Here is a 25,370-nt window from a genome sequence, read left to right as displayed (position 1 = left end):
GTGCCAATCGGCCAGGGGGTTTTGCTTTGTGCGATCGATTTCTTACAGCTAAACCAACTGTGCAGCTGAGTCAGTGGACGAAAGCCATTGTTATGTGGGAGTGATGTGTTGGTGCGATATGGTGGCAACCTATAATTGAGTCTTTTGGAACGATTGCAAACAATACATCCTGCAAATGAAGCAGGCAAAAGAGACAAGCTGGGTTTCTTTTGATGGCATGGAAAGATCAAGAATGGGCATTCTTATTCAAGGCGGGAGAATTATTGATCCCGCAAGCGGCATGGACGCGGTGGGCGATCTGGCGATTGCCAATGGCCGTATTGTCGGCGTAGGTACAGCTCCAGCAGGGTTTGTCGCGCAGCGCACTATCGCCGCAGACGGGATGTGGGTCTTGCCTGGGGTGGTTGATTTGTGTGCAAGGCTGCGTGAGCCGGGCTTTGAGCACGCGGGCATGCTTGAGAGTGAGATGCGGGCGGCAGTCTCTGGTGGCATTACCAGCTTGGTTTGCCCACCAGATACTGACCCTGTGCTGGATGAGGCTGGCTTGGTTGAGATGCTCAAACTCAGGGCCAAAAATGTACGCCAGGCGCGTTTGTTGCCGCTGGGTGCGTTGACCAAGGGCTTGCAAGGCGAAGTGCTCACTGAAATGTCGCATCTGACGCGCGCAGGTTGTATTGGTTTTGGCCAGGCTGAGTGGCCCTTGAAAAACAACCAGGTGCTGCAGCGCGTGTTGCAATATGCAGGTACTTTCAATTTTTCGGTTTGGTTGCGCCCGCAAGACGCTGCTTTGGGCGGTGGAGTAGCAGCCAGTGGTGCTTTGGCCCAGCGCATGGGCTTATCGGGGGTGCCGGTGGCGGCTGAAACGATTGCTTTGCATACGATCTTTGAATTATTGCGCAGCAGTCCTTGCCATGTGCATTTGTGTCGTATCAGCAGCGCGCAAGGTGTAGAGCTGATCCGTCAGGCCAAGCGAGAAGGTTTGAATGTGACTGCTGATGTGAGTATCAACTCGCTCTTCTTGACCGATATGGATATTGGCTATTTTGATAGCCGGGCCAGATTGCAGCCACCGCTGCGCCAGCAGCGTGATAGAGATGCTCTGGTTGCAGGTCTGCTGGATGGAACGATTGATGCATTGGTGTCTGACCATGCGCCAGTGGACAATGATGAGAAGGAGCTGCCTTTTGCGGAAGCAGAGCCAGGTGCCACTGGAGTTGAGCTACTGCTGCCCTTGGCCCATAAATGGGCGCAGGCGCAGGATATCTCTTTCACGCAGGCATTGGCACGCATTACCAGTGGCGCAGCAGGTATTCTGCAGCATGCCTTGGGCACGCTCAATGCCAGCATTGGTCAATTGGTGCAAGGCGGCGTTGCTGACGTTGCAGTTTACGATCCAAATGCGACATGGCAAGTGCAAGCGCAAGCCTTGCTAAGCCAAGGCAAGTTCACGCCGTTTGATGGCAGCGCATTGCCTGGCCGTGTACAAACAACCATCGTGGCTGGGGAAATAGCGTTTGAACGTGAGGTTGAGCGCGCTGTAGCGTGATACGCTAGGTATGCCCACCCAAGTTGGGTGGTGGCGCTTAGCTGATCTGTTGCTGATTGTGCTCGGGCTGGAGGAATAGACGCGCTTGATCCGCTCCATGTTTGTAGGCTGTTAGCGCGCGGGCAGTTGCAAAACTGCTCGTGGACCGTTTGATGCCTGTTTGATAAATACCTATGCCAACCACATCCCCATTCAATTTGATGCGCATTGTACAAATGGCTTTGTACATTATTGTGCGCCCGGCAGATTATTTCCGAACCATGCCTAGGCAGGGCAGCTTGGCTGAGCCATTGGCTTTTGCGATTGTGTTGTCGATTGCGACGACCTTGATCTCTGTTTTGATTGGCGCTGCACTGAATCAAAACGATGGCATGTCGGTGCTTGACTTGTTGATTCTGGCACCTGGAATGATTGTGACGGCATCGATTATCGGTGCCGGAATTTTGTTCCTGCTCTGGAAGGTACTGGGCTCTAGGCAAGGCTATGGTGTGGCGTTTCGCTGCTCGGTTGCCACGTTGGCCATAACACCGGTCACGGCGATTGTGGCCTTAATTCCCATGATTGGCTTCTGGGTCAATGTGGTGTGGACCATGTATTTGCTGGTGATTGCCAGCGTCGAGGTGCATGGCATCAGCAAGCGCAAAGCCATTATTGCCTTTACTATTTTTGGTGCTGTGATTGCTGCCACTTCAGCCTTGATGACTGCTGGGCAAGTCATGCTGGAAGAGCAGCTGCGTGAGCTGGGAATTTCGCCTGCGGAGTTCACTGCGATGGATAAAGACCAGCAGCAACAAACCCTTTCAGACATCCAGCGCAATATGCAAAATAGACCTTAAGCCGCTGCGGCATGTCGTGGCAGCGTCTGATACTGGTTCTGCGAGATCAAGCCTGAGCGACTGTTCAGGCTTTTTTTGGTTTCTGCCATTTGCACTGCCATAGCCCGGCTTGGTTGCCGTGATGGCTCATTGCGGGCTTTACGGTGATGCGGCGATGCGCCATTGCAGAGGGCGCAGGGCGCGTTCACTGCGTGCATTGAAGCTCGCTTGTGCTCCTGCAGGGTAAGACTGGCCGGCAAACTGCGCCGTCTGTGCCAGTGTAGCTCTGCTGACCTCATGCAGTTGCCGCTGTTCTGTTAGACGGATGAATGGGCTCTGCAATGGCAGTCCTGTAATGGCGACCACTTCGTTGGCTGGTATGTCAAGGCTCCAGCGGTCATCGTCGACAAAGCCATCGGTGTAGGTATTGCCTGTAGTGCGCCAGACGGCGGTGCCTTTGGGCAGTTCTATGTCTGCAGCATGATTGCCGGCTGCCAGTGTGCAGCGCTTGAATGCTGCAATACCTCCATCGCTTTGCAAATCAAATTCCACTGGTTGGCTGGCATCACAGCGCCAGCCTTGTTGAAGCGTGACTCCTTGTCCAGTGATGCGCATGGATTCAGGCTGAAAACCGCTGGTGTGGTGCTTCGCATCCGTTTGAATCGCTATATGGCGCTCAATCTGCGTGGCGGATATGTTGGCAATCTCAATGGGGAAGGGAAATTGGGCTTTTCGAAAGCTTTCTGGTGTATTGGCAATCGTCAGAGTCAATTGCGTCCCAGCTGGCATGTCAATGCCATCTAAGTGGGTGGCGACTTGCAGTGTCGGTTCAAACTCTGCCTGTAGCTGGGCTTTGTAAGCATCCATTTGCCATTTGAAATCCAGTAATTGGTAGAGCGTCCACAGCGAGATGCAAGAGATCAGTGTGTAGAAAGCTTTACTCCAGCGCGTTGGCAGTCTTGTTTGGGCAGGTTTTAATGCCAAACTCAGCGTCCAGAGCAGCCATAGCAGTGTGGTGCCGAGCAAGCACACTACCATTAAGACAAAGCTCAGTGAAGGCAGCGCAACAGGAATCATCGGGGAGGGCCTCGGTGGGCTAAGCCAATGGCTTGTGCATTCCGAAAGGTTTGTAATAGGAGCAAGAAAAAAGGCTTAGCGCGTGAGCGCTAAGCCTTTGAATTGTGGTGGGTCGTACAAGATTCGAACTTGTGACAAACGGATTAAAAGTCCGCTGCTCTACCAACTGAGCTAACGACCCGACCTAGGCTTAACAGTGTTTAATGCTGTTTTGCGAAGAACGTGAGTATAGCAGCATTTTTTTTGGACTTTTGCGAAAAACTAAGAAATGCTTAATTTATTTGTAATCCAACCTGCAGCCACCATGCCAAAAGTCGCTGTCACTGCCACGGCTGAGCCGTAGCCTGCGCAATTGAGCGAGCCTTCTTGCTGGATTTCACAGCTGCTGTCGGCAGGGCGCACGGCTTCACGGCTAAACACGCAAGGCACCTGCATTTTTTTAGGTGCGCTGGGAAAGCCGTTGTAGCGCCGCAGCCGGTAGCGCAATTGCGCGAGCAGCGGGTCATGGGTCAGTTGGCCCAGGTCTTCGATCTCGACGAGCTGGGCCTGGGTTCTGCCGCCTGCCGCACCGACTGTGATGAATGGTCGTTTGCTGCGCACCATGGTGTTGGCAATCGCGGCTTTGGCACGTACTTGGTCGCAGGCATCGATCACTGCGTGCAGCGCTTGTGAGCCTAGCAGCTGCGTGACATTGTTTTCATCCAGAAAATCTTCAACAACATGCACGGTGCAGGCCGGGTTGATCTGGGCAATACGCGCTTGCATCGCTTCGACTTTGGGTTGGCCGATGGTGCTGGTCAAGGCGTGGATTTGGCGGTTGATGTTCGATTCAGCCACATTGTCCAGGTCAATCAAAGTGATGCTGCCAACGCCGTTGCGTGCCAGCGCTTCGGCCGCCCAAGAGCCGACGCCGCCAATGCCGACTACGGCCACATGGGCTTGCTGAATGCGTTGTGCTCCGCTGACGCCATAGAGTCGTTGTAAGCCGCCAAAACGACGCTGGTGATCCACTTCTGTCATGCCAAGGGTCTCAGGGTGAGTGCTGCAGCCATGCGTTCACTGCAGAAAAAAGCACGGCCAATGCCGTGCTGCTGTTGGTGTCAGGTCGATTTTAGAGCCTGTTGATCATCGCCACACAGTCGGGTGCCTTTCGGGCTCCAACCCTCAACACGACAAAGAGAGACAAGGCTTCAAAGCGCATTGCGGCGTAGCCTCTTTGCGTGCCTTGCGCGACTGTGGGGTTCGTGCGTAGGTTCTTAGCGCAAACGTGCTAAACGCTCGCGTGCATCATTGGCGGCAGAAGATTCGGGATAAACGGTGATCAAGTTTTGCAGGGTCTGGCGCGCTGCAGGCACGTTTTTCAACTCGATTTGCGAGTTCGCAATGGCCAGGGCGGCGTCGGGTGCGCGTTCGTGCTGTGGCGACTGTTTCAGCAATTCGTTGAAAGTGGCAATGGCTTGCTGGTATTCGCGGGTCGCATATTGCGAGTTGCCCAGCCAGAACTGCGCCGATGGCACGTAGCCGCTATTAGGGTGCTGGTCGATGAAACTTTTGAAAGCGTTGCGCGCTTGCTCGTATTGACCGTTTCGCAATAACTGCAACGCGGCATCAAAGGCTTGCTGCTCGGCTGGCTGAGCCTGGAAGCTGGCTCCGTCCACTTGCACTGGCTGCGGCTCAAAGGCTTTGAGGCGGGTTTCTGCTTGCTGGAGGTTTTGCGCTAATTCTTCGTTTTGCCCACGCAAAGTAGACATTTCACTGCGCAGAGTGCTGATCTGGCCTTGCAATTCCAGCAGGCTGGAGCGCATTTGCTGGATTTCAGAGGCGGTGTTTTGATCCACCAATTGCAGTTGATCGACTCGGCTGCGCAACTCCAAAATAGCGCGCCTGGCGTCACCATCTTCAAACAGCGCGTGAGCTGCGCCAGGAAGCATCGCAGTACTGACCAAGGCCAGGGCGGCAATGCGCTGAATGGTCGCGGAAACAGGTGGCAGCACGAGTCGTTTCATAGTGTGATTACTTGTTGTAGCGGATTTCTACACGACGGTTTTGGGCGAAAGCTTCTTCGCTAAAACCACTCAATTTTGGCTTTTCTTTGCCGTAGCTGATGGCTTCAAGCTGGGATGCTGGCACGCCCAGCAGATCCAGAGTCTGGCGCACGGCTTCAGCACGACGCTGGCCAAGTGCCAGGTTGTATTCACGACCGCCGCGCTCGTCGGTGTGGCCTTCCAGGGTCACGGTGATGTTGCGGTTGGCGCGCATGAAATCAGCGTGCTGTTGCAGCGTGGCTTGGTACTCTGGCTTGACGGAGTAGCTGTCAAAGTCAAAGTAGATGGTGTGCGCGACATTGACAGGGCCTTCACCGTCGATAGGCGAGATGGACAAGTCTACACCAGAGATGGTGCTTTGGCCTTGGCTGCTGGCATCGTAGGCGGCTGTGCCTGTACCTGCGGCGTTGGCTTGGTCATCCAACTTGGTTTTAGAGCTGCAACCAGCCAGCACGACGGCCGCGGCCAGCAAGGAATAGGACAGGGTATGTTTGAGACTCAACATGATTTACTCCAATGTTTGCGTTTTTAACGCAAGGACTTTTTTATTAACAACTGACAGACGAAAGACGAATGACGCGAACTTACTGGTTCTTCCAGAGGGTGTGCTCGCTGCTTAACGCAACAGAGGTCCCCAGGCTGGTTCTCGGATTTCTCCTCCTTGGGCGGGTAGTCGCACTTTGACTCGGCCATCCACGGTAGTAGTCATCAGTGCACTCGCTCCTCCTAAACGTGTTGCATACAGTAACTGTTGACTGTTAGGTGCAAAACTAGGACTTTCATCAGCAGTTGTATCGGTCAAGGCAGCAACGCTGCTATTGGCCAAGTCCATCACATGCAAGCGATAGCCGTTTGAGCGGGAAATAAAAGCCAAAAAGGCGCCGTCCGGGCTGATCGATGGAGAGATGTTGTAGTTACCTGAGAAGGTAACGCGCTGTGCGGCACCACCAGTGGCGCCGACGCGGTAGATTTGTGGCGAGCCGCCACGGTCGCTAACGAAGTAAATGTACTGGCCGTTAGCGGAGTAATCGGGTTCTGTATCAATGCCAGGGCTTTGCATGATGCGGGTGGGCTCACCGCCATTGGCACTGATGGTATAGAGCTGCGAGTTGCCGTCACGCGTCAGGGTCACAGCCAAGCGGTCGCCGGTAGGCGCCCATGTTGGGGCGCTGTTTGAACCCGGGAAGTTGGCAAGCAAACGGCGCTGGCCTGTGGCCACGTTGTGGATATAGACCACGGGCTTGCGCGATTCAAATGACACATAGGCCAGTTGCTTGCCATCGGGTGACCAGGCTGGCGAGATGATGGGCTCGGAGCTGATCAGCGCTGCTTGGGCATTTTCGCCATCGGCATCTGCGACCCAGAGGGTGTAGCGAGCGGCCTTGGTCACATAGGCAATGCGGGTGGAAAACACGCCGGGTTGGCCAATGATTTTTTCGTAAATGAAATCAGAGATGCGGTGTGCGGCCAAACGCAAATCAGCCGCTGGCACCAGATAGCTCTCGCCGCCAATGTCCTCGCCGCGCGCCACATCCCACAGGCGAAAGCGCACGTCGTAGCGGCCATCGGCTTGGCGTGTGACACTGCCGGCGCTCAGCCAGCTGGCTGAGCGTTGGCGCCATTCGTTGAGGTCGGGGCGGGACAATTCGTCCAGCGTCACACCGGCTGTATCGATATTGCGGAAATAGCCACTGCGCTCCAGGTCAGCGCGCACGATGGCGGAGATTTTTTGAGGCGATTGGGCCTCACCTCGGAAGGTGGCAATTGCAATCGGGTACTGGTAGTCGCGGCCACCAATATCCACACGTGGGCTTTGTGCAAACAACTGTGGTGCAGCACCTGCAGCCAACAAGGCTGCTACGGCACTGCGGCGTGTCGTCATTGCCATGGTGTGGTTCATAGTGGGTTGATTCCACAGATCACTGCGTTTTTTCATGCCTTTTTCCACTCTTGCTGTGTGCCGCACAATTTGATGTTTGCGTTGCCGAAAATACTGAACAGAACAATCACTCAATGGACACTTGTCAAAGGCCAAGTTGATTGAGTCCGTTGTTTGAAACGGAAGAGATTGTGCCCCAAAGCGTACAGAGGAATACTAACCCCTTGCCGTACGAAAAGAATATTTTTCATTTGACGCATGCTGCAATCTTTTTTTGCAATTGCACTGCATGCATTGTTGCTCTTTAAGGTTGAAATCAAGCCTTTTCAAGGCCTAAAGCACCACTGAAAGTAAGTGTGAGCTTTTTCGTGCTTCGCAGTTCCGTGATAGACCGTAGAATCTGCCGCATTATGCAAGCGACCCCTAAAGATACTCCAGAGAACAACGAGGGTTTTGATGCCCCCTCCAAGTCCGCAGCCATGAACGGCTCGATGCTCGATCGACTCAAACGTCTTGTGCCCTATTTTGGCAAGCATCGCTGGGCTTGGGTGGTGATGGTGTTGGCCTCAACGGTGATCGGTGGTACCGAGGTCATGATGGCCACTGCCATTCGCTTCATCGTAGATGATGGTTTTACCAAAGAAACCATGCCTTTGTGGATGATTCCACTGGGTTTGGTGGGGATTTTCGTGATTCGCGGTATTGCGCAGTTCATCAACCAGTATTCGCTGGCGCGCATTTCCAACCACGGCATGTATTTGATCCGAACCATGTTGTTTGAACGCTTGATGCGTGCTGATATCCGGGTGTTTCAGCAAAACTCCGCCAGCAAACTGGCCAACACGGTGGTGTATGAGACGCAAAATGGCGCCCAAATGCTGGTGGGCGCGGCACTGATTCTCTCGCGTGATGGTTTCAGCTTGGTCGCCTTGATCGTCTTTTTGCTGTATTTGAATTGGCAGCTGACATTGCTGGTGTTTTTTATGGTGCCTTTCATCGCCTTCATCATGAAGGTGCTCTCCAAGCGGCTCTATAAAGTCACCAAAATGAGCCAGGACGCTACCGATGAACTGGCCTATGTCGTGGAAGAGAACTCGCTGGCCAATCGCATGGTGCGCCTGCATGCAGCGCAAAACCAGCAGATTCAACGCTTTAATGGCCTCAGTCGCCGGCTAGAGGGCCTTGCGATTCGCAGCACCATTGCCTCTGCAGCGATGACGCCTATGACGCAAGTGATGGCCGCTGGCGCGATTTCAGTCATTGTTTGTTTGGCGATGTGGCAAAGCCGTACGCAAGATCCGCTCACGGTGGGGGCCTTCATGCAGTTTGCGCTGGCCATGCTGGGCTTGGTGGCTCCAATGCGTCGCCTAACCGATGTGGCCAACCCACTCACACGCGGCGTCGCTGCGCTGGAGCGCGGCCTGGCACTGCTGGACTCACTGGGCGATGAAAAAGGCGGCCGCTATACCAAAGCGCGGGCGCAGGGCCACATTCAACTCCAGTCCGTCAGCGTGCATTTTGATGGCCACGGGGTACCCGCGTTGCGTGAGCTGAGCCTGGAAGTGCAGGCAGGGCAAACTGTGGCCTTGGTCGGCCCCTCTGGGGCTGGCAAGACCACATTGGTGAATTTGCTGCCACGCTTTCTTGAACCCAGTGGTGGGCAATTGCTGCTCGACGGCGAGCCGATCGAGCAGTGGGACATTCAAGCCCTGCGCAACCAGTTTGCGATGGTCAGTCAGGATGTGGTGATGCTCAACGTCAGCGTGGCCGAGAACGTCGCGCTTGGCAGCAAACCCGACGAGCAGCGCGTGCAGGCATGTTTGGACGCGGCCAATCTGGGCGATTTGGTGGCCGGCTTGCCCAAGGGCATGCATACGTTGGTAGGCCACAACGCATCGAAGCTCTCTGGTGGCCAGCGTCAGCGTCTGGCCATTGCCCGCGCTTTGTACAAAGACGCGCCGATCCTGATTTTGGATGAGGCGACCTCGGCGCTCGACACCCAGTCTGAGCGTTTGGTGCAAGAGGCCTTGCAGCGCTTGATGGTCGGTCGTACCACCTTGGTGATTGCCCACCGCCTGAGCACGATCGAGCATGCTGATCGCGTTGTGGTGATGGACCGCGGCCAGATTGTCGAGCAGGGCACGCATGCCAGCTTATTGGCTGAGAACGGCTTGTATGCCCGTTTGCACCACATGCCGGCGGAATCACCGTCCTCGCCCAAGCCTGCAGAAGGCACGGATCAATAACGACCACGCCAAACACACAAGCACAGAGGAAAGCGCTGCACCACTGCCTGTTGTAGTCTGAGCCCGGTCACAGGCGATTTGCTGCGCCACTCTTTGTCGCCTACAGCGGTGGCTATCAGCGACCAAGGCGCCTGACGGCCCATCCTGGTGCCGTAGTATTCCTGCGAGCGGGTGTTATACAGCGCTTTCTTTGAGTAGGCTCTTAGCAAATTATTGCGGGTAATGGCTGGCGTAGGCAACGGGGATGGGGGCCATTGCCATTGACTCACCGTCTGGCGCGCGATAATACGCGCGCTATTTCGCTCTTTGACCCGCTCTTTGACACATGGATTGCCAATGACCATCACCGCTGAACAACTCGTAGAACAACTCCAAAGCTTGCTGGGCGCAGACCACGCCCGTTCTGGTGGTGACCTGACGGCATGGGAAGAGGATTGGCGTCAGCTGGCCAAAGGCAAGGCCTTGGCCGTAGTTAGTCCAGCGTCCACCGCTGAGGTAGCTGCTGTGGTGCAAGCTTGTCTGGCGGCCAAAGAATCCGGTTTGAATGTCTCGATCGTGCCGCAAGGCGGCAATACCGGCCTGGTGCTGGGCGGCACGCCAGATGCGTCCGGCCTGCAAGTAGTCGTGAGCCTCAAGCGCATGCAAGCTGTGCGGGCTTTTGACAAGCAGAACCTGTCGATGACGGTGGAAGCTGGCTGCATTTTGCAAAACCTGCAAAACCTGGCGGCTGAGCAAGGTTTGTTGTTTCCTTTGAGCCTGGCTGCAGAAGGCAGTTGTGTGATTGGTGGCAACCTGGCCACCAACGCCGGAGGCACGCAAGTCGTGCGCTACGGCAATACCCGCGATTTGTGCCTGGGGATCGAGATGGTCAATGCCAAAGGCGAGATCTGGAATGGCCTGTCTGGTCTGCGCAAAAACAATACCGGCTATGACCTGCGCCATTTGATGATTGGCAGCGAAGGCACGTTGGGGATCATCACTGCAGCCACCTTGAAGCTGTACCCACAGCCAGCGGCCACAACCTGCGCGTGGTTGGCCGTCGATACTTTGGACCATGCTGTCGAGTTGCTGGCCTTGGCCCAGCAGCAGCTCGCTTCTGGCTTGACCGGCTTTGAAGCCATGGAGCAGGATGCGCTCAAGCTGGTGGAAAAGCACATGCCGCATATGCGCATGCCAATCGATGCCAGCACTGGCGCTGCTTTCATCTTGCTCGAATACTCTGACGACGAAAGTGAAGACCGGGCGCGTGCACGCTTGGAAGGTTTGCTGGAAGCGGCTTTTGAAGCAGGTTTGCTGACCGATGGTGCGGTGGCCCAAAACCTCGACCAAGCGCAGAAAATGTGGGATATCCGTGAGCACATCACGCTGGCACAAGCGGCCGAAGGCTTGCACCTGAAACACGACATCTCGGTGCCTTCATCGAGCATTCCGGCGTTTGTGCGCAAAGCCAAGGAAGAGTTGGCCAAAGTGCTGCCAGACGCTCGCGTGATCAATTTCGGCCATTTGGGTGATGGCAATCTGCATTTCAATGTGCAGGCCCCAGAGGGTGCGAACCCACGCGAGTTTGTCGATACCTGCCAGCAAACGGCTGAGCAAGCGATTTACGATGTGGTGGCATCCTTCGGTGGTTCGTTCTCGGCCGAGCACGGCGTAGGCCGCCTTAAACGCCACGACCTGGCCCATTACAAAGACCCGGTAGCGCTGGGCATGATGCGTGCGATCAAAGGCGCGTTGGACCCGCTTAACCTGTTCAATCCGCACGCTTTGTTGCCGGACGCATAAGGCCCAAGCAGCATGCACCATGCATGCACTCGCAGAGCAGGTGTGAAAACACCTGCTTTTTTGCGCGCGCGCCCACACTGTTTTTGGGGAAACGTACAACAGCCATTCACTGCATGCGCCATGCTGGGCATGCTAGATACAAGCCTCCACCAAGGCCCTTGATGGACTTGGCCCGGTGGTATGCAAAGGCCAGATTGCCAGTGCGCTGCCAGAATGCGGCACAATCTGCGCTTTATAGTGTGTTTTGAAAGCCTCAGGCATGCCCCTGTGCGGCTTTCAAGCCTTTGCCGACTGACTGCGATGACTGCAGAAAACAATAACCCAATCCCTCCATCGACCGACGATTCGAGCCGCGACGCGGCACCTGCCCATTTCAAACGCATTCGCAGCTTTGTGGTGCGCGCTGGCCGCACCACGACAGGCCAGCAGCAAGCCATTGACGCGCTGGCCAGCCGTTATGTGATCCCTTACAGCGCCGCTGCGTTGGATATGGAGCAGGCCTTCGGCCGCAAGGCCCCGGTCATTCTCGAAATCGGTTTTGGCATGGGCGATGCCACCGCCACCATTGCCAAGGCGCGCCCTGAAGACAATTTCCTCTGCTGCGAGGTCCACACCCCAGGCGTGGGCGCATTGCTCAAACGCATTCAGGAAGAGGGCATTGAAAATATCCGCATTGTGCAGCATGACGCGGTCGAAGTGCTTGAGCACATGGTGCCGGCTGAGAGCTTGGCCGGAGTGCATATTTACTTCCCAGATCCTTGGCATAAAAAACGCCACCATAAACGCCGTTTGATCCAGGCCCCGTTTATCAATGGCTTGCTCAAACACGTCGCCGTTGGTGGTTACTTGCACTGCGCGACTGACTGGGAAGAGTATGCAATTCAAATTCGTGATGTGCTGCAGGCCACGCCCGGTTTGCGCAACCAAAGTGCTTTGCCGCAAGGCTTTGCCGAGCGGCCTTGGTACCGCCCAGTCACCAAATTTGAGAAACGTGGCCTGCGCTTAGGCCATGGCGTCTGGGACATTGTTTTTCATAAGCAATAAGAGCCGCTAACACCACCCTTGGTACGTCGTTGTAAAACCTGGTACGTACCTGCGTACTGCCTACGGTTTTTCTGGGTGGTGTTGGCGGCTCTAAAGACAGTTTTTGATGATGTCATAGGGAGCGAAAAAGCATTCCATTAGACTCTGGAGCGATGTTTGTAGCACAATATGCAGTGTTGGTAAGAGCTGCGTGACTTGGTTTGTCAATTTATGCCAGAGCCCCACCATATTTCCCCTATTTTGCAAGATCTGGCCGAAATGACTGGCCACAGGACGCATTCGCGCCTGGAAGAATCAGTCATCGGCACGCTGCTGCGTTTGCCGCAGGTGCACAGCGTGGGCATGGTGGATCTGCTGCAAGACAACGGCGCGGACTCTTTGTTCTACAAGTACCGGCAAGTTGGGGTGTCTGAACTGTCTGCATTTATTGCGCCGCCAATGCAGCGCTTAGAAGACAAACAACCCCTCCAAGACGTAGCCCATTTACGCCAGGCCATTTCGGCTGGGCGCAGCTATTGCCTGATGCGCTGGCGCGATGCCAGCGGCCAGTTCGGCCATGGTATTTGGTTGATTGTCTGGCGGCAGCAAAAAGCCATTCAATGCATTGAATTGCGTCAATACGAGTCTTTTAATGCGCAGCGCATCGAGCTCATTTGCGCCGTTTTTCAGGTCTATCAAAACTACCAAAACCTGCTCGATTACAGCGAGCGTGATGCGCTCACTGGATTGCTCAACCGAAAAACATTCGACGACTTGCGGTTCCAGCTGCGCGACGGCGCAGCCGCGCACAATGCTGCTGGATCGATGGGCAACAGATGCCAGTGCGATGACCGCCAGTGCAAGCACGCACATAGCGATAAACCCCTTGCCCAATGGCTGGCGATGATTGACATTGACAGCTTCAAACAAATCAATGACCAGTTTGGCCATTTGTATGGCGATGAAGTGCTCATTTTGGTGTCGAACATCCTGCGGAAAAATTTTCGCCATACCGACCGCCTATTTCGATATGGCGGAGAGGAGTTCATTGTGCTGCTCAAGGAAGCTGAGCTGTGCGGTGTGAAAGCCATTTTGGAGCAATTGCGCCAATCGGTGGCTGCCTTTAGCTTCCCCCAGGTTGGGAAGGTCACCGTCAGCATCGGCTTTGCGCGTGCTGATGGCGTTGTGCTGGCCAATTTGCTCGAACAAGCCGATCGCGCCTTGTATTTCGTCAAAAAGAACGGCAAAAACCAAGTGGCCTATTATGAAGATTTACTGGCATCGGGCAAAGTGCATCTGCCGGTGCAAAACAGTGAGGTTGATCTGTTCTAAGTGCCAAGAGGCAGGTCCTGGTCGCAGGTATTTACACAAGGGAGCAGGGTAAAGATGCTTATGGCCTTGCGAGGAGACGTTTGCATAGCTTGCAATCGCGCCTTGAACAGGCTCTAAGAGCCCGAGGCCAAACAATCCCGTTGCCCGTGCAGACATTTAGACATTTGATGCAGTGGTCGGCGTTTTCGGTTATAACGGCCTCCTTATTGACAGGTATATGTAAGATGCTTGTGCAAGTGCTTGTTGGTCGTTTAAGTCGGCATCGCCTGCAGCAAATCATCCGGTTTCTATGATTCAAAGGTACTTTTTGAATGGCTGAGAAGAAAAACCCTTCTAGCGAAAAAACGCTTTACTGTTCTTTTTGCGGCAAAAGCCAGCATGAAGTGAAAAAGCTCATTGCAGGGCCGTCCGTATTCATCTGTGATGAATGCATCGACCTGTGCAATGAAATCGTGCAGGAAGAGGTCAAGGAGGTCGGCGTGGACGCGAATGCGCGCCCCAGCTTGCCTACCCCCACAGAGATCAAAGGCAATCTGGACAACTATGTGATTGGCCAGGACAAGGCCAAACAAGCCTTGGCCGTGGCGGTCTACAACCACTACAAACGTTTGTGGCACAAAGACTTGAGCGGCGCCAAAGACGATGTCGAGTTGTCCAAAAGCAATATTTTGTTGATTGGCCCCACCGGCTCAGGCAAAACCTTGTTGGCCCAAACCCTGGCCAAAATGCTCAACGTACCCTTTGTGATGGCAGATGCAACCACGCTGACCGAAGCCGGTTATGTGGGTGAGGATGTTGAGAACATCGTGCAAAAGCTTTTGCAAAGCTGCGACTACAAAGTCGAAGAAGCGCAACGCGGAATTGTCTACATCGACGAAATTGACAAAATTTCGCGCAAGGCGGACAACCCATCGATCACCCGCGACGTCTCGGGCGAAGGTGTTCAACAAGCGCTGCTGAAACTGATTGAAGGCACGGTCGCCAGCATTCCACCACAAGGCGGGCGCAAGCACCCCAATCAAGACTTTTTGCAGGTCGACACGACCAATATCTTGTTCATCTGCGGCGGTGCGTTTGCGGGCCTTGAAAAAGTCATTGAAAACCGCACGCAAGCTTCGGGCATTGGATTTGGCGCAGCCGTCAAATCCAAACAAAACCGCAGCATCACCGAGCTGTTCTCGGAGATCGAGCCAGAAGACCTGATCAAGTACGGCATCATCCCCGAGCTGATTGGCCGACTGCCGGTGGTCACTGCATTGACCGAGCTGGACGAAAATGCTTTGGTGCAAATTCTGACCGAGCCACGCAATGCGGTGGTGAAGCAATACGCCAAGCTGTTTGCGATGGAAGACGCCGAGCTGGAGATCCGCCCAGAAGCGCTCAAAGCCGTGGCCCGCAAAGCCATTGCCCGCAAAACCGGTGCGCGTGGCCTGCGTTCGATTCTGGAGCAAGCGCTGATGTCGACGATGTACGAGCTGCCCTCGATGAGCAACGTCGACAAAGTCGTTGTCGAAGAAGCCACCATCACCGAGAACAAGCCACCACTGATGGTGTTGCGCGAGGAAAGCAAAAAAGCCTAAACCACGAGCCAACAGAGTGAAAATCTGTTGGCTGAGCAGAAAAAACACGGTGCTTTCATGCACTCGCTGCACGAAGCCAAAAACTTGTGTAGAATAGGTTTTTCTGTTTGAACAAAAGCAGACATGGCGCGATAGCAAAGAGGTTATGCAGCGGATTGCAAATCCGTTTAGCCCGGTTCGATTCCGGGTCGCGCCTCCATATAAATCAAGGGCTTACACTCTAAAAGGTGTAAGCCCTTTTGTACACCTGATGTACACACTTTTATCTAAGGCGCAGTGGCATCACTTTGATGCCTTGCCGGGAGCGGACATAGTGTTCCGTCATATCCCGTTTGCTATGGCCTAAAAGCTGTTGAGCGTGGGCCAGGTCGCCAAGATCGGTAGCCGCTTTAGCGCGAATGTCACGGAACTGGAAAATCACGCCTGCGGCCTGTCGTGCTTTGTCAAAGCCCTGAAACAGCCCCGCATAGCTCAACGCCTCGCCGTTGTCACGCTGCAAAATCCAATCGCTTTTCTGTGACACCTCACGGCTTTGGATACGCTCAACGACCGAAGCGAGATCACCCGATAACTCAATCGCCAGACGTGCCCCAGTTTTGTTCTGGCGCACATGCAATGCCCCAAGGTACACATCTGCCCATTGCATTTTTAGCAGGTCAGCAGGGCGTTGAGCGGTCAAGTACGCCAAGTCCATAGCGTCAGCTACCACAGGGCTTGCCGCACGTTTGACAGCGGCAAACTCTGCATCTTGCACGTAGCGTGTGCGGCCCGTTTCACGAAAGCCCCGCACGCCTTGGCATGGGTTGGCTGTGTTGGTGTAGCCCCATTCACGTGCCTTGTTAAAGATGTGAGAGAGCAGAGCCTTTTCTCTATTGGCTCTGACTGGTGCAGACTCGCCCCGCTGGTCCATGTACTTGCGCACATGAAACGGCTGTACATCGCCTATGCGCATGGCACCAAAAGCACGCAACAGATTGGGCATTTCTGCTTCGTTGTCTTTGCGTGTGCGTGGGGCTTTTTTGGGCATCACGTCTTGCATGTAGCGCTTGATGACTTCGGATACGGAGTCTGGCGCGTCTATGGTGGTGTTGGCCTCAATCTGCGCCCATAAGACTTTGGCTTCCTCTAGGTCGCTTGACAGAGGTGTCCAGACACGATTACGGCCTTTGGTAGTGTGAAACCACATGCGGCCCTTTTGGTTCAAACGTGGCGGCATCTTGTCAGTCATGCGATTCTTTCAGCATGGAGTAGGGGCCGTGGTAGTCGACGCCACCGACCAGCTCGAAGACTTGGTAAACGATGATTTTTCCTCCTGCCACGATGACCTGCCAAGGACTGCGCAGCACTTCCCCGCTTGCCATGTTGACCAGTCCAAGGCCTTTGATGCGTTTGATGGGAGTGTTGACACCGGCTATGCGTTTGAGCCAGCTTGAGTAATTGATCCACCGGCAAATAGAGCGTGCCGAAGCGTCCAAGCCACCACGACCGCTGAGTCTGCACCCTTTTGGAAAGCTTCCTTCGCTGTCCATCTTCGACAGGTACTTAACCATATAGCCTACTGCGTTGCGTGCCCACTCAATCTTGCTCATGCCATGCGGCCACCAGCCTTGTTTATCGGGCTTTGGCAGGGTCAAGCCTTTGGGTAGCCAGATCAGCACATGGTAGTGAAGCGCCCCGCGTTTTTGCAGCTCTGCCACCCACACGTAATGCAGCTTGTAGCCGCGTCTTGCCATCCACTTGCGGGCTGAGTCCAAGAAGCGTGAAATGTGCTTGGGCTCGAAGTCGTCCACACCCCGGTAGGTCAAGGTGATCATGGCCGCTTTGTAGCGTTTTGGGCCTAGGGCTTGTTGCAGCAGATTAGCAGCTGAGGGAATTGTTTTTCTGAGTCTTTGGACTCGTGTTTTTTTGGGGTCAATTTCAATGAAGTCACGATAGGTCGTCGCACTTGTTGATATTTTGACAAGCCCAGAAGCAGGCGTTCCGCCCGCTTCTTGCAAGCGCCCCGATGCCGCGCCAGTCTCCCCGCAAGCGGGGCCCCTCTGCGCGTCATGCGTGGCGCTTGCAGATGCGGGAGCAGCGCTAGGCGCTGGTTGTGTAAAACGGATAGGGAATTTCATGCTCCCTATTTAAAGGGAATATAAAATTCCTGTCAAGGGATTTAAAGTTCCCTAATCTTGAATTGTGCGCTTATCCAGCTGAATCGGTGGGCGCTCGTCACCTGAAACCAGCTTCCAGAAGCTGGAAACTGACTTGATCAGTTTGAATGCATTGGTGCGATCTGCATCAGGGCCGTACTCTGGAAAAGCCTCGCGCACCTTGATGCCTAAGATGCCTTCGTACTTGGCAATAGTCTTTTTGCTGTGGATGACATGCAGCACTTTCCAGCCAAAGTGAAAGCCTACCATGTACATACCCAGTGCTGATTCAAGCTCGTCAATTTGCAGCCCTGTTTGACGGATGGCCTTGTCCATCAACGCATAGCGCTCTTGCACCTCTTGCTCGGTTGCTGGAGGTGTTTTGCCTTGAATGGGTTTAAGTGTAGACATAGGCGAAGCATAGCAGGTCAGGGAACTTGAAACCACTGTCACCTAGTCGGTGACCTGGAGGCGGAGCCCCGCCCCCAACGCCGTTGACCGTGGATAAGCCGTCCTGACCACAACACGTTACCCACCGGCTATGCCCGTGGATAACCTGATGTGGACAGCCCTTCGGGTTCGACGGTTTAACCACAGCCTAATGGCTCCCCTCACCCTGATAAGTAGCTAATTTATATAAATAAATTCGATTCCAGAGTAAAAAATTCGATAACTATACGAGTATGCTTGCGTTTCATAGGTGAATCATACTGGAGGAGATGTCTGTGGTTTTGCGTGAAGGGTTAGAGCGAGTATGAATCGACCAGTATTTACTAGACAGTTTTGAGCCTCCCAGCAGCCTAAGGTCGTCAAGGGCACGCTCACTCTCAGGCTTGGGCTTCCAGGCGTAATAACCGCTAGGGTGTAAGTCCAACATCCTGCACATGCACGCGCTACTAAAGACAGCCTGATTGCTTGCTTGTATTAACCCATCTTTTTCTGCACCAGCCCAGCCGCCTGAGCAGGGTTTGGTCAACAGGGAGGTGGTGACGCTTTCAGCTTCGCAGCTCGTATGCCAAGCTTATGAATGGGGCTTGCTTAGTGGTGCTTGGCGAGTCTCGGCATAGTCCAGAATGGCCTGGGCAATGTGCGCTAGCGGCCGTATTTCGCTGGCCGCACCCAGCAGCGCGGCTTCGCGCGGCATGCCATAGACCACGCAGGACTCTGCATCTTGTGCAATGGTGTGGGCGCCGGCCAAGCGCAGCTCCAGCATCGCAGCTGCGCCATCGGCGCCCATGCCGGTCAGGAGCGCGGCCACGCAGTGCGTGGCACCTATGGTGTGGGGGATTGAGCGGAACAAGGCATCGACTGAAGGGCGGTGGCGCAGCACCGGCTCATCGTCACCCAAAGCGATCTGTGCGATGCCGGCGTTCTGGCGGATGCGCAAGTGTCGGCCGCCCGGGGCAATATAGGCGTGGCCGCGTTGCAGCCGCTCGCCGTCTTCTGCCTCGTGCACTTCAATGGCGCACATGCTGTTCAAGCGCTCGGCAAAACTGCGTGTAAAGCCGGCCGGCATGTGCTGCACGATGGCAATGGGTGGGCAAAGCGCAGGCATTGCTTGCAAAATGGTGCGAATGGCATCTGTTCCGCCAGTGGATGCGCCAATGGCAATCAGCTTGATTGCGGTATGGGGCAGGTGCTGCGTGTGCCTTGGCGCATGCGCCGCGACTTTGGGGGGGGCTTTGGCTGTTGGATGAGCGTGAGGTCCGGTTGGGTGCCAGTGCAGCGGATTGGGTGGGAATGGCTTGGTGGGCGTGAATGCTGCAGCTGGCTCTGCCACACGGCGCGCTGGCTGCGGCTTGACGGCGTAGCCGATGCGGGCTGTTGCGGCGGTGCGTATTTTCTCCACCACTTGCTGGGCCAGTTGTGTCAAACCGTCGGCCACCCCTACGCTGGGTTTGGTGACAAAGTCCAGCGCGCCTAATTCAAGTGCGTCCAAGGTAGTTTGGGCACCGTCGAGGGTGAGCGAGGAGACCATGATCACAGGCAGTGGCTGTGAGTGCATCAAGATTCTGAGCAGCTGCAGCCCACTCATGCCGGGCATTTCGACATCGAGTGTCAGCACATCAGGGTGCAGCTCCTTGACCATGCGCAGCGCCATATCGGCATGTTTGGCCACACCAATGCATTGCATGCCCTCTTGCGCATCGATGATGGTTTTGAGCAGCTGGCGCACCAGTGCAGAGTCATCGACTACCAGCACTTTGATGAGCGAAGCGGTGGGTATGGTCTCGTGCGGCAAAGTGGTGGACATCAGGGGCTAATCAATCGTGGTGGTCAGTGTGCAGGGGCCGTTATGTGTTTAGTCAAAAAGCTCGACCGAGCCACCCGCATTGCGCTGCGCCAACCGCAGCGCACTGCGGCTTTGCTGCACCATTTCTTGTTCCGTGAAGGAGACTGCACCTAGACGTTTGACCAGGGCTGCACCGGTTTTTGGAAAAAACACCAAGCGCCTGGGCTGCCTGCCCAGCAGGTCTTTGGCAATGATGGGGATGCGCTCTTCCTGCAGGTAGTTTTCGACAAACTGGGTATTGCGCTCGCCGACGTTGCCAAAGGCCAGGCTATTGCCGGTTGGCATTAGCAGTTGAGCGCCGCCAAAAATCTTGGCTTGTAATTGCGCGCGTGGCACGCCGAGTTTCATCAAGGCGTTGATCAGCAGTTCCATGGCCATGATACCGTAGAGCCCCTGTGACATCGGTGCGGTATTGTCCGAGTCGGGCAACATGAAATGGTTCATGCCGCCGATACCGAGTTGCGGCGACCAGATGCAGGCCGAGATGCAGGAGCCCAGCACCGTGGTGATAGCGTAGTCGCTGGCAGTGGCGGCATAGCCGCCGGGATGGATTTTGATCGCCGCTTGCTGGAACTCCCGGTCAAAGTAGCGGCTGGTTGCTCCTTGGCAGTAGGTCAGATCGGCATCGCTGTGCGGCTTGGATGCTTCAGCGTTTTGCATACACCGTCTTTCCAATCGGCTTGAACAGGTCCTCGTGTTTGCCCAGATGTTCAGCATGGCCCATGAACAAGTAGCCGCCTGGGGCCAATGCGTGGTGCAGCCGCTCTAGCACCTGGCGCTGGGTGGTTTCTTGAAAGTAAATCAATACGTTACGACAGAAGATGGCATTGAGTTGGGCGATGTCCGTTGGCCAGCTGTGGCTTTGCAGGTTAATTTGTGTGAATGCAATCCATTGGGTCAGCCAAGGTTGGATACGCACCAGGCCATCGCGCTCGCCGGTGCCGCGTTGGAAGTAATTTTTCAGGATGCCATCGCCCAGGTGTTCCACTTTGCTGAGTGGGTAGATGCCTTGGCTGGCGCGTGCCAAGGTGTGGGTATTGATGTCACTGGCGATGATGCGCACACTCTCTTGCGCTGCGGGCAGGCTGGCAGCAGCAGTGATGGCAATCGAGTAAGCTTCTTCGCCACTGGCGGTGGCGCCGCTCCAGATTGACCAAGCCTGCTTGGCCGGCTTGTTTTGCAGCATCTCACGCAGCATGTCAAAGTGGTGAGCCTCACGAAAAAAGGCCGTGAGGTTGGTGGTCAGCGCATTGATGAAGAACTCCCACTCTGGGCTGTCAGCCGAGCAGTCCAAGGCATCCAGGTAGTCGCTAAAGCTGCGCTGCTGGGTTTGCCGCAGGCGTTTTGAGAGGCGGTTGAACACCATCGCCCGTTTGCCCTCGTGCAGGTAAATGCCGGCTTGCGCAAAAATCATGCTGCGGATGCGCTGAAAGTCCTGGTCCTGGTAGTCCAACTCGATCGCGCTATTGGCCGTGGCTGCGTTTGAGCGGCTGGTCATCGCATGCTGAGCTGAGGGCAAAGGAGTGGTTGGCACAGGCGGTGGGTTTGGGCTAGCAGACACGGTCTATGGGCGGAGCTGGAGTGGGTGCGTTGGCGCTAAGGCAGTGCGTGGCTGGGCTGAGAAACGGACAATTCAGGGGCGTTTCATGCATTCTCGTTGCGTGTTGTGGCCGCCTCTTGTTGCTGCAAGTAATCGTCCACTTCTGCGATGAGTCGCTCGGCATCCAGCAAAATCAGCAGCTGTTGGTTTTGTTGCACGAGGCCGGTGAAGCTGCTGCTATGAATCACGCTTTGCATGTCTGGCACGGGCTGGATGGCGCTGGCAGCAATTTCAGCGACTTCCGCCACACCGTCGACCACCAGGGCGACCATGCGCTCATCGAGCTGCAATACGACCATCACGGTAAACGGACCGTAGTCAGCTTGCGCGCACTGGAAGCGGATGCGCAGGTCCATCACCGGCACGATGGCGCCATGCAGGTGCATCACGCCTTTGACGAAGTCAGGCGTATTGGCGATGCGTGTTGGGCTCTGGTAGTGGCGGATTTCACGCACATAAGCCACATCGACGCCGTAAGCCTCCTGAGCCAGAATAAAGCTCAAATAAGTGGTGCTGGGCTCTTGGGTGGCGTGTGCCACTTTGAAAGAGGGGGTCAGTCTCATACGCTCTCACTCCTTGCGCCAGCGCCATGCACGGCTGCGTTGGCGCTATTTTCGGATCCCTTCCAGTCAGTGCGTTGGCCCATCGCCGCTAGCTCGGGCGCGTCCAGGATCAAGGCTACCTGGCCGTCGCCCAACACCGTGGCCGCTGAGATGTAGGGGATTTTTCGGTAGTGTGTCTCGACACTTTTGATGACCACTTGCTGCTGTCCAATCAACGTGTCGACCAGCAAACCGACCCGGTGCGAGCCTGCTTGTAGCAGCAGCAAGGTGGTGTTGTGTGTGTCATCCGGCGCAGGTGGCGTGGGTCGGGCAATGCCCATCAAGGCATCCAAGGCAAGCACCGGGTAGTAATTGTCGTGCAATTGCACTACGCGGGCGCGATTGCCCAGTGTCTCCATGCGCAGTGGTTTGGCTGGCATCGACTCCAGCACCGAGGCCAGCGGCACAATGTATTGCTCGGCGCCGGACTGGATCAGCAGGCCATCGGTGATGGCCAAGGTCAAGGGCAGCCATAGCGTGATGGTGGTGCCCTGTTGGGCCGCTGATTCGATCTCCACCCGCCCGCCAAGGCTTTCAATATTGCGTTTGACCACATCCATGCCGACCCCACGGCCAGAGACGTCGGAGACCGCTGGTGACGTGCTGACGCCTGGTAAAAATGCCAGCTGCCAGACTTGGCTATCGGGCGCATTGGCAGGCATCTCAATGCCCTTGCTGGCGGCAATCGCCAGCAGTTTGTCGCGTGACAAGCCGCGGCCATCGTCCTGCACTTGCAAAGCTACCTGGCTGCCGTGGGTTTGCGCACGCACCCACAAGCTGCCTTCGGCAGGCTTGTTGTTTTGCACACGCTCTTGTGGCGTCTCAAAGCCATGGTCCATGCAATTGCGCAGCAAATGGGTCAAAGGGTCGCTGATGCGCTCGATGATGCCTTTGTCGAGTTCAGTAGCGTCACCCTCGGTGCGCAATTGCACTTGCTTGCCCAGCCGCTGTGACAGGTCATGGATGAGGCGCGGAAAGCGTTTGAACAATTGCGAGGCAGGCACCATGCGGATGTGCATGACGGTGTCACGCATCTTGCGAATCAGCGTCTGTTGCTCGTCGAGTTGGATTTGCAGCGCATCGCGCTGGCTTTTTTCAAGGCGCAGAATGCTTTGCTGCAAAGCCGTTTGTGACACCACCAGCTCGCCCAACAAATTGACCATTTCGTCGACCCGCTCGACCGGCACGCGCACGCTTTGCATGGCCGCGTCTGTTGGATTGAGCAGGCTGGCGGTGCTTGGCGTGTCTTGCTGGTTGGCTGGCGGTGTGACGAGTGTAGGAGCTTGGCTCGCTTCGCTGGATTCGACGGTGGTGAAAGCGCCTGCTGGCGCTGTTGGTGCAGGATTAGTCTCTAAGTCTGCGGGCGCACCAGGCGCATCACTGAAAAAGCCAAATTCGTCTTCTTCATATACGGCGGGTACCGCGCTGGTTAGGGTGTTGTGCGTATCTATAACCGCAGGAGCTACGGCTGGCGGCAACGACAATGGCGCCGTAGCGGGCGCTGCAGCTCCGGCTGCGGTGGCAGGCGCCGCTGCCTGTTCATGGGCTGCGTAATGGCCCTCCAGTGCGGCCGTGACGGGGGCGATTTGCGCTTGCAGCGCAGCGTTGATTGGCTGCTGCTGCGCGTGCGCTTGCACCATGCCGCGAATCACATCGGCTGCTGCCAGCATGTGGTTAATGGCTTCGGTGTTTGGCACGACCAGCCGCTTGCGCCAGAGATCCAGCAGTGATTCCATGTGGTGCGCGAGCTGGGCAACCGCATCAAAGCCAAAGGTGGCTGCACTGCCTTTGATCGAATGCGCGCAGCGAAACAGCGCATGGAAGTCTTCGTCTGTCGCCTGCTGCCACGTGCTGTCCAGCAGCATGCGCTCGAGCTGGTCCAGATTTTCCTGCGTTTCTTCAAAGAACAGCTGGTAGAACTGCCGCAAGTCAATTTGCGGAGGCGAAAAATCTGGCGGTGGTGAGCGATCGGGCATACGCGAGGCCGTTATCAGGCCGCTGAAGGCGCCGCAGGCGTGGCCACACGGCGAATCACATCGACCAATTTGGCTGGATCAAACGGCTTGACCAGCCAGCCAGTCGCACCAGCTGCGCGGCCAGCTTGCTTCATTGCGTCGCTGGACTCGGTGGTCAGAATCAAAATCGGGGTTGTGCGGAAATTGTCCAGACAGCGCAGTTTGCGTGTCAGGCCCAAACCATCCAGGCGAGGCATATTCTGGTCAGCCAACACCACCGAGATGCCTTGGTGTTGTTGGGCCTTCTCCAGGGCGTCTTCGCCATCCACGGCCTCAATCACGTGAAAGCCAGCCTCTTGCAGTGTGAAGGCGACCATTTTTCGCATGGAAGGCGAGTCGTCGACTGCCAGAATTTGGATAGGCTCAGCACTCATGGGTGGTCTCCTGAAATAGAGGGGTGGGCAAGGGTGTCGAACAGCTCGATCGTGCCTGCATCTAAGCTCGCTTGTGTGACTGGGCCTTGGAGAGGAGGGATGGTCATGGCTTCAGCAAGCTGCGATGGCTGGGTTTGCACTTGCTCAAGCAGTGTTTGACAGGCCTGCAATCGTACTTGGCAATGGCTGAGCATTTGCGAGGATATGTCTTGAAACTGTAGATGCAGCACCGCTTGCGCAAGTTGTTGACGAAGCTGTTGAATCGACTCGATCGTCAAGGTCAGATTGGCCGTGGGTGCATGCTTGGCTTCATCGACCGTCTCCATCGCGCCTTCAAAGGCCGCAAGCAAACGCTCGCTGTGGTGGCTGAGCATCACATCGAGTTGTTGCAGGTCCGCATCGGCGGCTTTGAGCGTCTCGTGAATCGATTGCAACGCTTGAAAGCTTGATGGCTGGGCGTGTCGGTTTGGCACAGAAGGCTTGAATCAGGAAGGGTCACACACGAACAAGCAAACGTGGAGCTGGTGCTCGCACACCTGCTTCACTCGAGCTGCATGTTTTCTATGAAGTTTCGCTGCGTAACGCGCAAGTTGCTAAAGGGCCTGCTCACAATCTTCACGCAGTTGCGCAAGGCACAAAAAGAGGCAGTGCAAGGCGGCTGTTGCTGCCCATACGCCTGTATGAGCACAACGGGCAATGCCGCAATGCGCTTTGCTGTGCTCCAATGTGCTGCGTGGAGATGGTGCATAGGCTCTAAGCGCCTTTAAGGCAGGGCCATGCCGCTGCAAATTGGCGCGTGCACGCACGTACTCATATCGGCATCATAAGCCTATAAGTGACGAAATAATAACAATTAAAGCCATGAAGCAGCGGCGCCAGCTGCAGTCGCTGTCGGAATTGATTGGCAGTGCAGCGACATGCGGCGGTTGTGCCTTGGCTGCAATGGGCCTGGCAGTTGGCAAAGCCAGCAGGTATTGGCCTGATTGGATGGGACTGTGTACCTGAGGTTGCCTGCTGGGTGGGCTG

Annotated in this window: 22 protein-coding genes and 2 tRNA genes; 8 read left to right on the top strand and 16 right to left on the bottom strand. The window is 55.6% G+C overall.

What is annotated here, in order from left to right; translation table 11 throughout:
* The first annotated feature begins 232 nt into the window (after positions 1-232).
* A complete protein-coding gene (locus E8K88_RS15600; RefSeq protein ID WP_136407602.1) occupies positions 233-1,546 on the top strand; it encodes a dihydroorotase in 1,314 nt (437 codons plus the stop codon).
* Positions 1,547-1,719: 173 nt separating this feature from the next.
* Positions 1,720-2,382 carry a YIP1 family protein gene (locus E8K88_RS15595; RefSeq protein ID WP_136407601.1) on the top strand — a complete coding sequence of 221 codons (663 nt, stop codon included), beginning with the start codon at positions 1,720-1,722 and terminating at the stop codon, positions 2,380-2,382.
* 138 nt (positions 2,383-2,520) lie between these two features.
* Here E8K88_RS15595 and E8K88_RS15590 read toward each other — a convergent pair whose 3' ends face one another.
* The 6 genes from E8K88_RS15590 to tolB form a co-directional block, all read right to left on the bottom strand.
* Positions 2,521-3,345 (bottom strand): hypothetical protein, encoded by an 825-nt coding sequence (locus tag E8K88_RS15590; protein WP_136407600.1) that lies wholly within the window; start codon positions 3,343-3,345, stop codon positions 2,521-2,523.
* 198 nt (positions 3,346-3,543) lie between these two features.
* Positions 3,544-3,619, bottom strand: a tRNA-Lys gene (locus E8K88_RS15585).
* 80 nt (positions 3,620-3,699) lie between these two features.
* Positions 3,700-4,458: a tRNA threonylcarbamoyladenosine dehydratase gene (locus tag E8K88_RS15580; protein ID WP_136407599.1), complete on the bottom strand. Its 759-nt coding sequence runs from the start codon at positions 4,456-4,458 to the stop codon at positions 3,700-3,702.
* Between the two features lie 236 nt (positions 4,459-4,694).
* Positions 4,695-5,444 (bottom strand): tol-pal system protein YbgF, encoded by a 750-nt coding sequence (ybgF, locus tag E8K88_RS15575; protein WP_136407598.1) that lies wholly within the window; start codon positions 5,442-5,444, stop codon positions 4,695-4,697.
* Positions 5,445-5,451: 7 nt separating this feature from the next.
* Positions 5,452-5,988, bottom strand: a complete 537-nt coding sequence (gene pal / locus E8K88_RS15570) for a peptidoglycan-associated lipoprotein Pal (RefSeq protein ID WP_136407597.1) — start codon at positions 5,986-5,988, stop codon at positions 5,452-5,454.
* 111 nt (positions 5,989-6,099) lie between these two features.
* On the bottom strand, positions 6,100-7,383 hold the full coding sequence (gene tolB, locus E8K88_RS15565) for a Tol-Pal system beta propeller repeat protein TolB (RefSeq protein ID WP_205880105.1): 1,284 nt from the start codon (positions 7,381-7,383) through the stop codon (positions 6,100-6,102).
* Between the two features lie 389 nt (positions 7,384-7,772).
* On the opposite strand from tolB, the gene msbA reads away from it, so the two are divergent.
* The 6 genes from msbA to E8K88_RS15535 all read left to right on the top strand — a co-directional run bounded on the left by msbA (position 7,773) and on the right by E8K88_RS15535 (position 15,524).
* A complete protein-coding gene (msbA, locus tag E8K88_RS15560) occupies positions 7,773-9,608 on the top strand; it encodes a lipid A export permease/ATP-binding protein MsbA (protein WP_136407596.1) in 1,836 nt (611 codons plus the stop codon).
* Between the two features lie 336 nt (positions 9,609-9,944).
* A complete protein-coding gene (locus E8K88_RS15555; RefSeq protein ID WP_136407595.1) occupies positions 9,945-11,390 on the top strand; it encodes an FAD-binding oxidoreductase in 1,446 nt (481 codons plus the stop codon).
* 300 nt (positions 11,391-11,690) lie between these two features.
* Positions 11,691-12,434 carry a tRNA (guanosine(46)-N7)-methyltransferase TrmB gene (gene trmB, locus E8K88_RS15550; protein ID WP_136407594.1) on the top strand — a complete coding sequence of 248 codons (744 nt, stop codon included), beginning with the start codon at positions 11,691-11,693 and terminating at the stop codon, positions 12,432-12,434.
* Positions 12,435-12,644: 210 nt separating this feature from the next.
* A complete protein-coding gene (locus E8K88_RS15545; protein ID WP_136407593.1) occupies positions 12,645-13,745 on the top strand; it encodes a GGDEF domain-containing protein in 1,101 nt (366 codons plus the stop codon).
* Between the two features lie 311 nt (positions 13,746-14,056).
* A complete protein-coding gene (gene clpX, locus E8K88_RS15540; RefSeq protein ID WP_136407592.1) occupies positions 14,057-15,325 on the top strand; it encodes an ATP-dependent Clp protease ATP-binding subunit ClpX in 1,269 nt (422 codons plus the stop codon).
* Between the two features lie 125 nt (positions 15,326-15,450).
* A tRNA-Cys gene (locus tag E8K88_RS15535) sits at positions 15,451-15,524 on the top strand.
* Positions 15,525-15,587: 63 nt separating this feature from the next.
* Here the strand turns inward: E8K88_RS15535 and E8K88_RS15530 are convergent.
* From E8K88_RS15530 to E8K88_RS15485, 10 genes are all read right to left on the bottom strand, one after another.
* Positions 15,588-16,553, bottom strand: coding sequence for a tyrosine-type recombinase/integrase (locus E8K88_RS15530; protein WP_240754561.1), 966 nt, complete (start codon positions 16,551-16,553; stop codon positions 15,588-15,590).
* Entirely contained in the window at positions 16,546-17,322 is a 777-nt protein-coding gene (locus E8K88_RS15525) for a rolling circle replication-associated protein (protein ID WP_205880104.1), read from the bottom strand. The genes E8K88_RS15530 and E8K88_RS15525 overlap by 8 nt, the downstream gene beginning before the upstream one ends.
* Positions 17,323-17,493: 171 nt before the next feature.
* Positions 17,494-17,871 carry a hypothetical protein gene (locus E8K88_RS15520; protein ID WP_136407590.1) on the bottom strand — a complete coding sequence of 126 codons (378 nt, stop codon included), beginning with the start codon at positions 17,869-17,871 and terminating at the stop codon, positions 17,494-17,496.
* Between the two features lie 610 nt (positions 17,872-18,481).
* Positions 18,482-19,714 carry a protein-glutamate methylesterase/protein-glutamine glutaminase gene (locus tag E8K88_RS15515; RefSeq protein ID WP_136407589.1) on the bottom strand — a complete coding sequence of 411 codons (1,233 nt, stop codon included), beginning with the start codon at positions 19,712-19,714 and terminating at the stop codon, positions 18,482-18,484.
* 48 nt (positions 19,715-19,762) lie between these two features.
* The gene (gene cheD, locus E8K88_RS15510; protein WP_136407588.1) at positions 19,763-20,413 is read right to left on the bottom strand and encodes a chemoreceptor glutamine deamidase CheD; all 651 of its coding nucleotides are present in this window, start codon (positions 20,411-20,413) and stop codon (positions 19,763-19,765) included.
* Positions 20,400-21,251, bottom strand: a complete 852-nt coding sequence (locus E8K88_RS15505; protein WP_136407587.1) for a CheR family methyltransferase — start codon at positions 21,249-21,251, stop codon at positions 20,400-20,402. Before E8K88_RS15505 ends, cheD begins: the two co-directional genes overlap by 14 nt.
* Before the next feature lie 146 nt (positions 21,252-21,397).
* Positions 21,398-21,916: a chemotaxis protein CheW gene (locus E8K88_RS15500; RefSeq protein WP_136407586.1), complete on the bottom strand. Its 519-nt coding sequence runs from the start codon at positions 21,914-21,916 to the stop codon at positions 21,398-21,400.
* The gene (locus E8K88_RS15495; protein ID WP_136407585.1) at positions 21,913-23,931 is read right to left on the bottom strand and encodes a chemotaxis protein CheA; all 2,019 of its coding nucleotides are present in this window, start codon (positions 23,929-23,931) and stop codon (positions 21,913-21,915) included. Before E8K88_RS15495 ends, E8K88_RS15500 begins: the two co-directional genes overlap by 4 nt.
* Positions 23,932-23,945: 14 nt before the next feature.
* A complete protein-coding gene (locus tag E8K88_RS15490) occupies positions 23,946-24,344 on the bottom strand; it encodes a response regulator (protein WP_136407584.1) in 399 nt (132 codons plus the stop codon).
* Complete coding sequence (locus E8K88_RS15485; RefSeq protein WP_136407583.1) at positions 24,341-24,817, bottom strand: hypothetical protein; 477 nt, start codon at positions 24,815-24,817, stop codon at positions 24,341-24,343. Before E8K88_RS15485 ends, E8K88_RS15490 begins: the two co-directional genes overlap by 4 nt.
* Positions 24,818-25,370 lie beyond the last annotated feature (553 nt).

The organism is Lampropedia aestuarii (assembly GCF_004803635.1).
In the GTDB taxonomy this organism is placed as follows: Bacteria; Pseudomonadota; Gammaproteobacteria; order Burkholderiales; family Burkholderiaceae_C; genus Lampropedia; species Lampropedia aestuarii.
The sequence above is the reverse complement of the archived record's forward strand: the minus strand, read 5'-3'. Positions and strand labels throughout refer to the sequence as shown.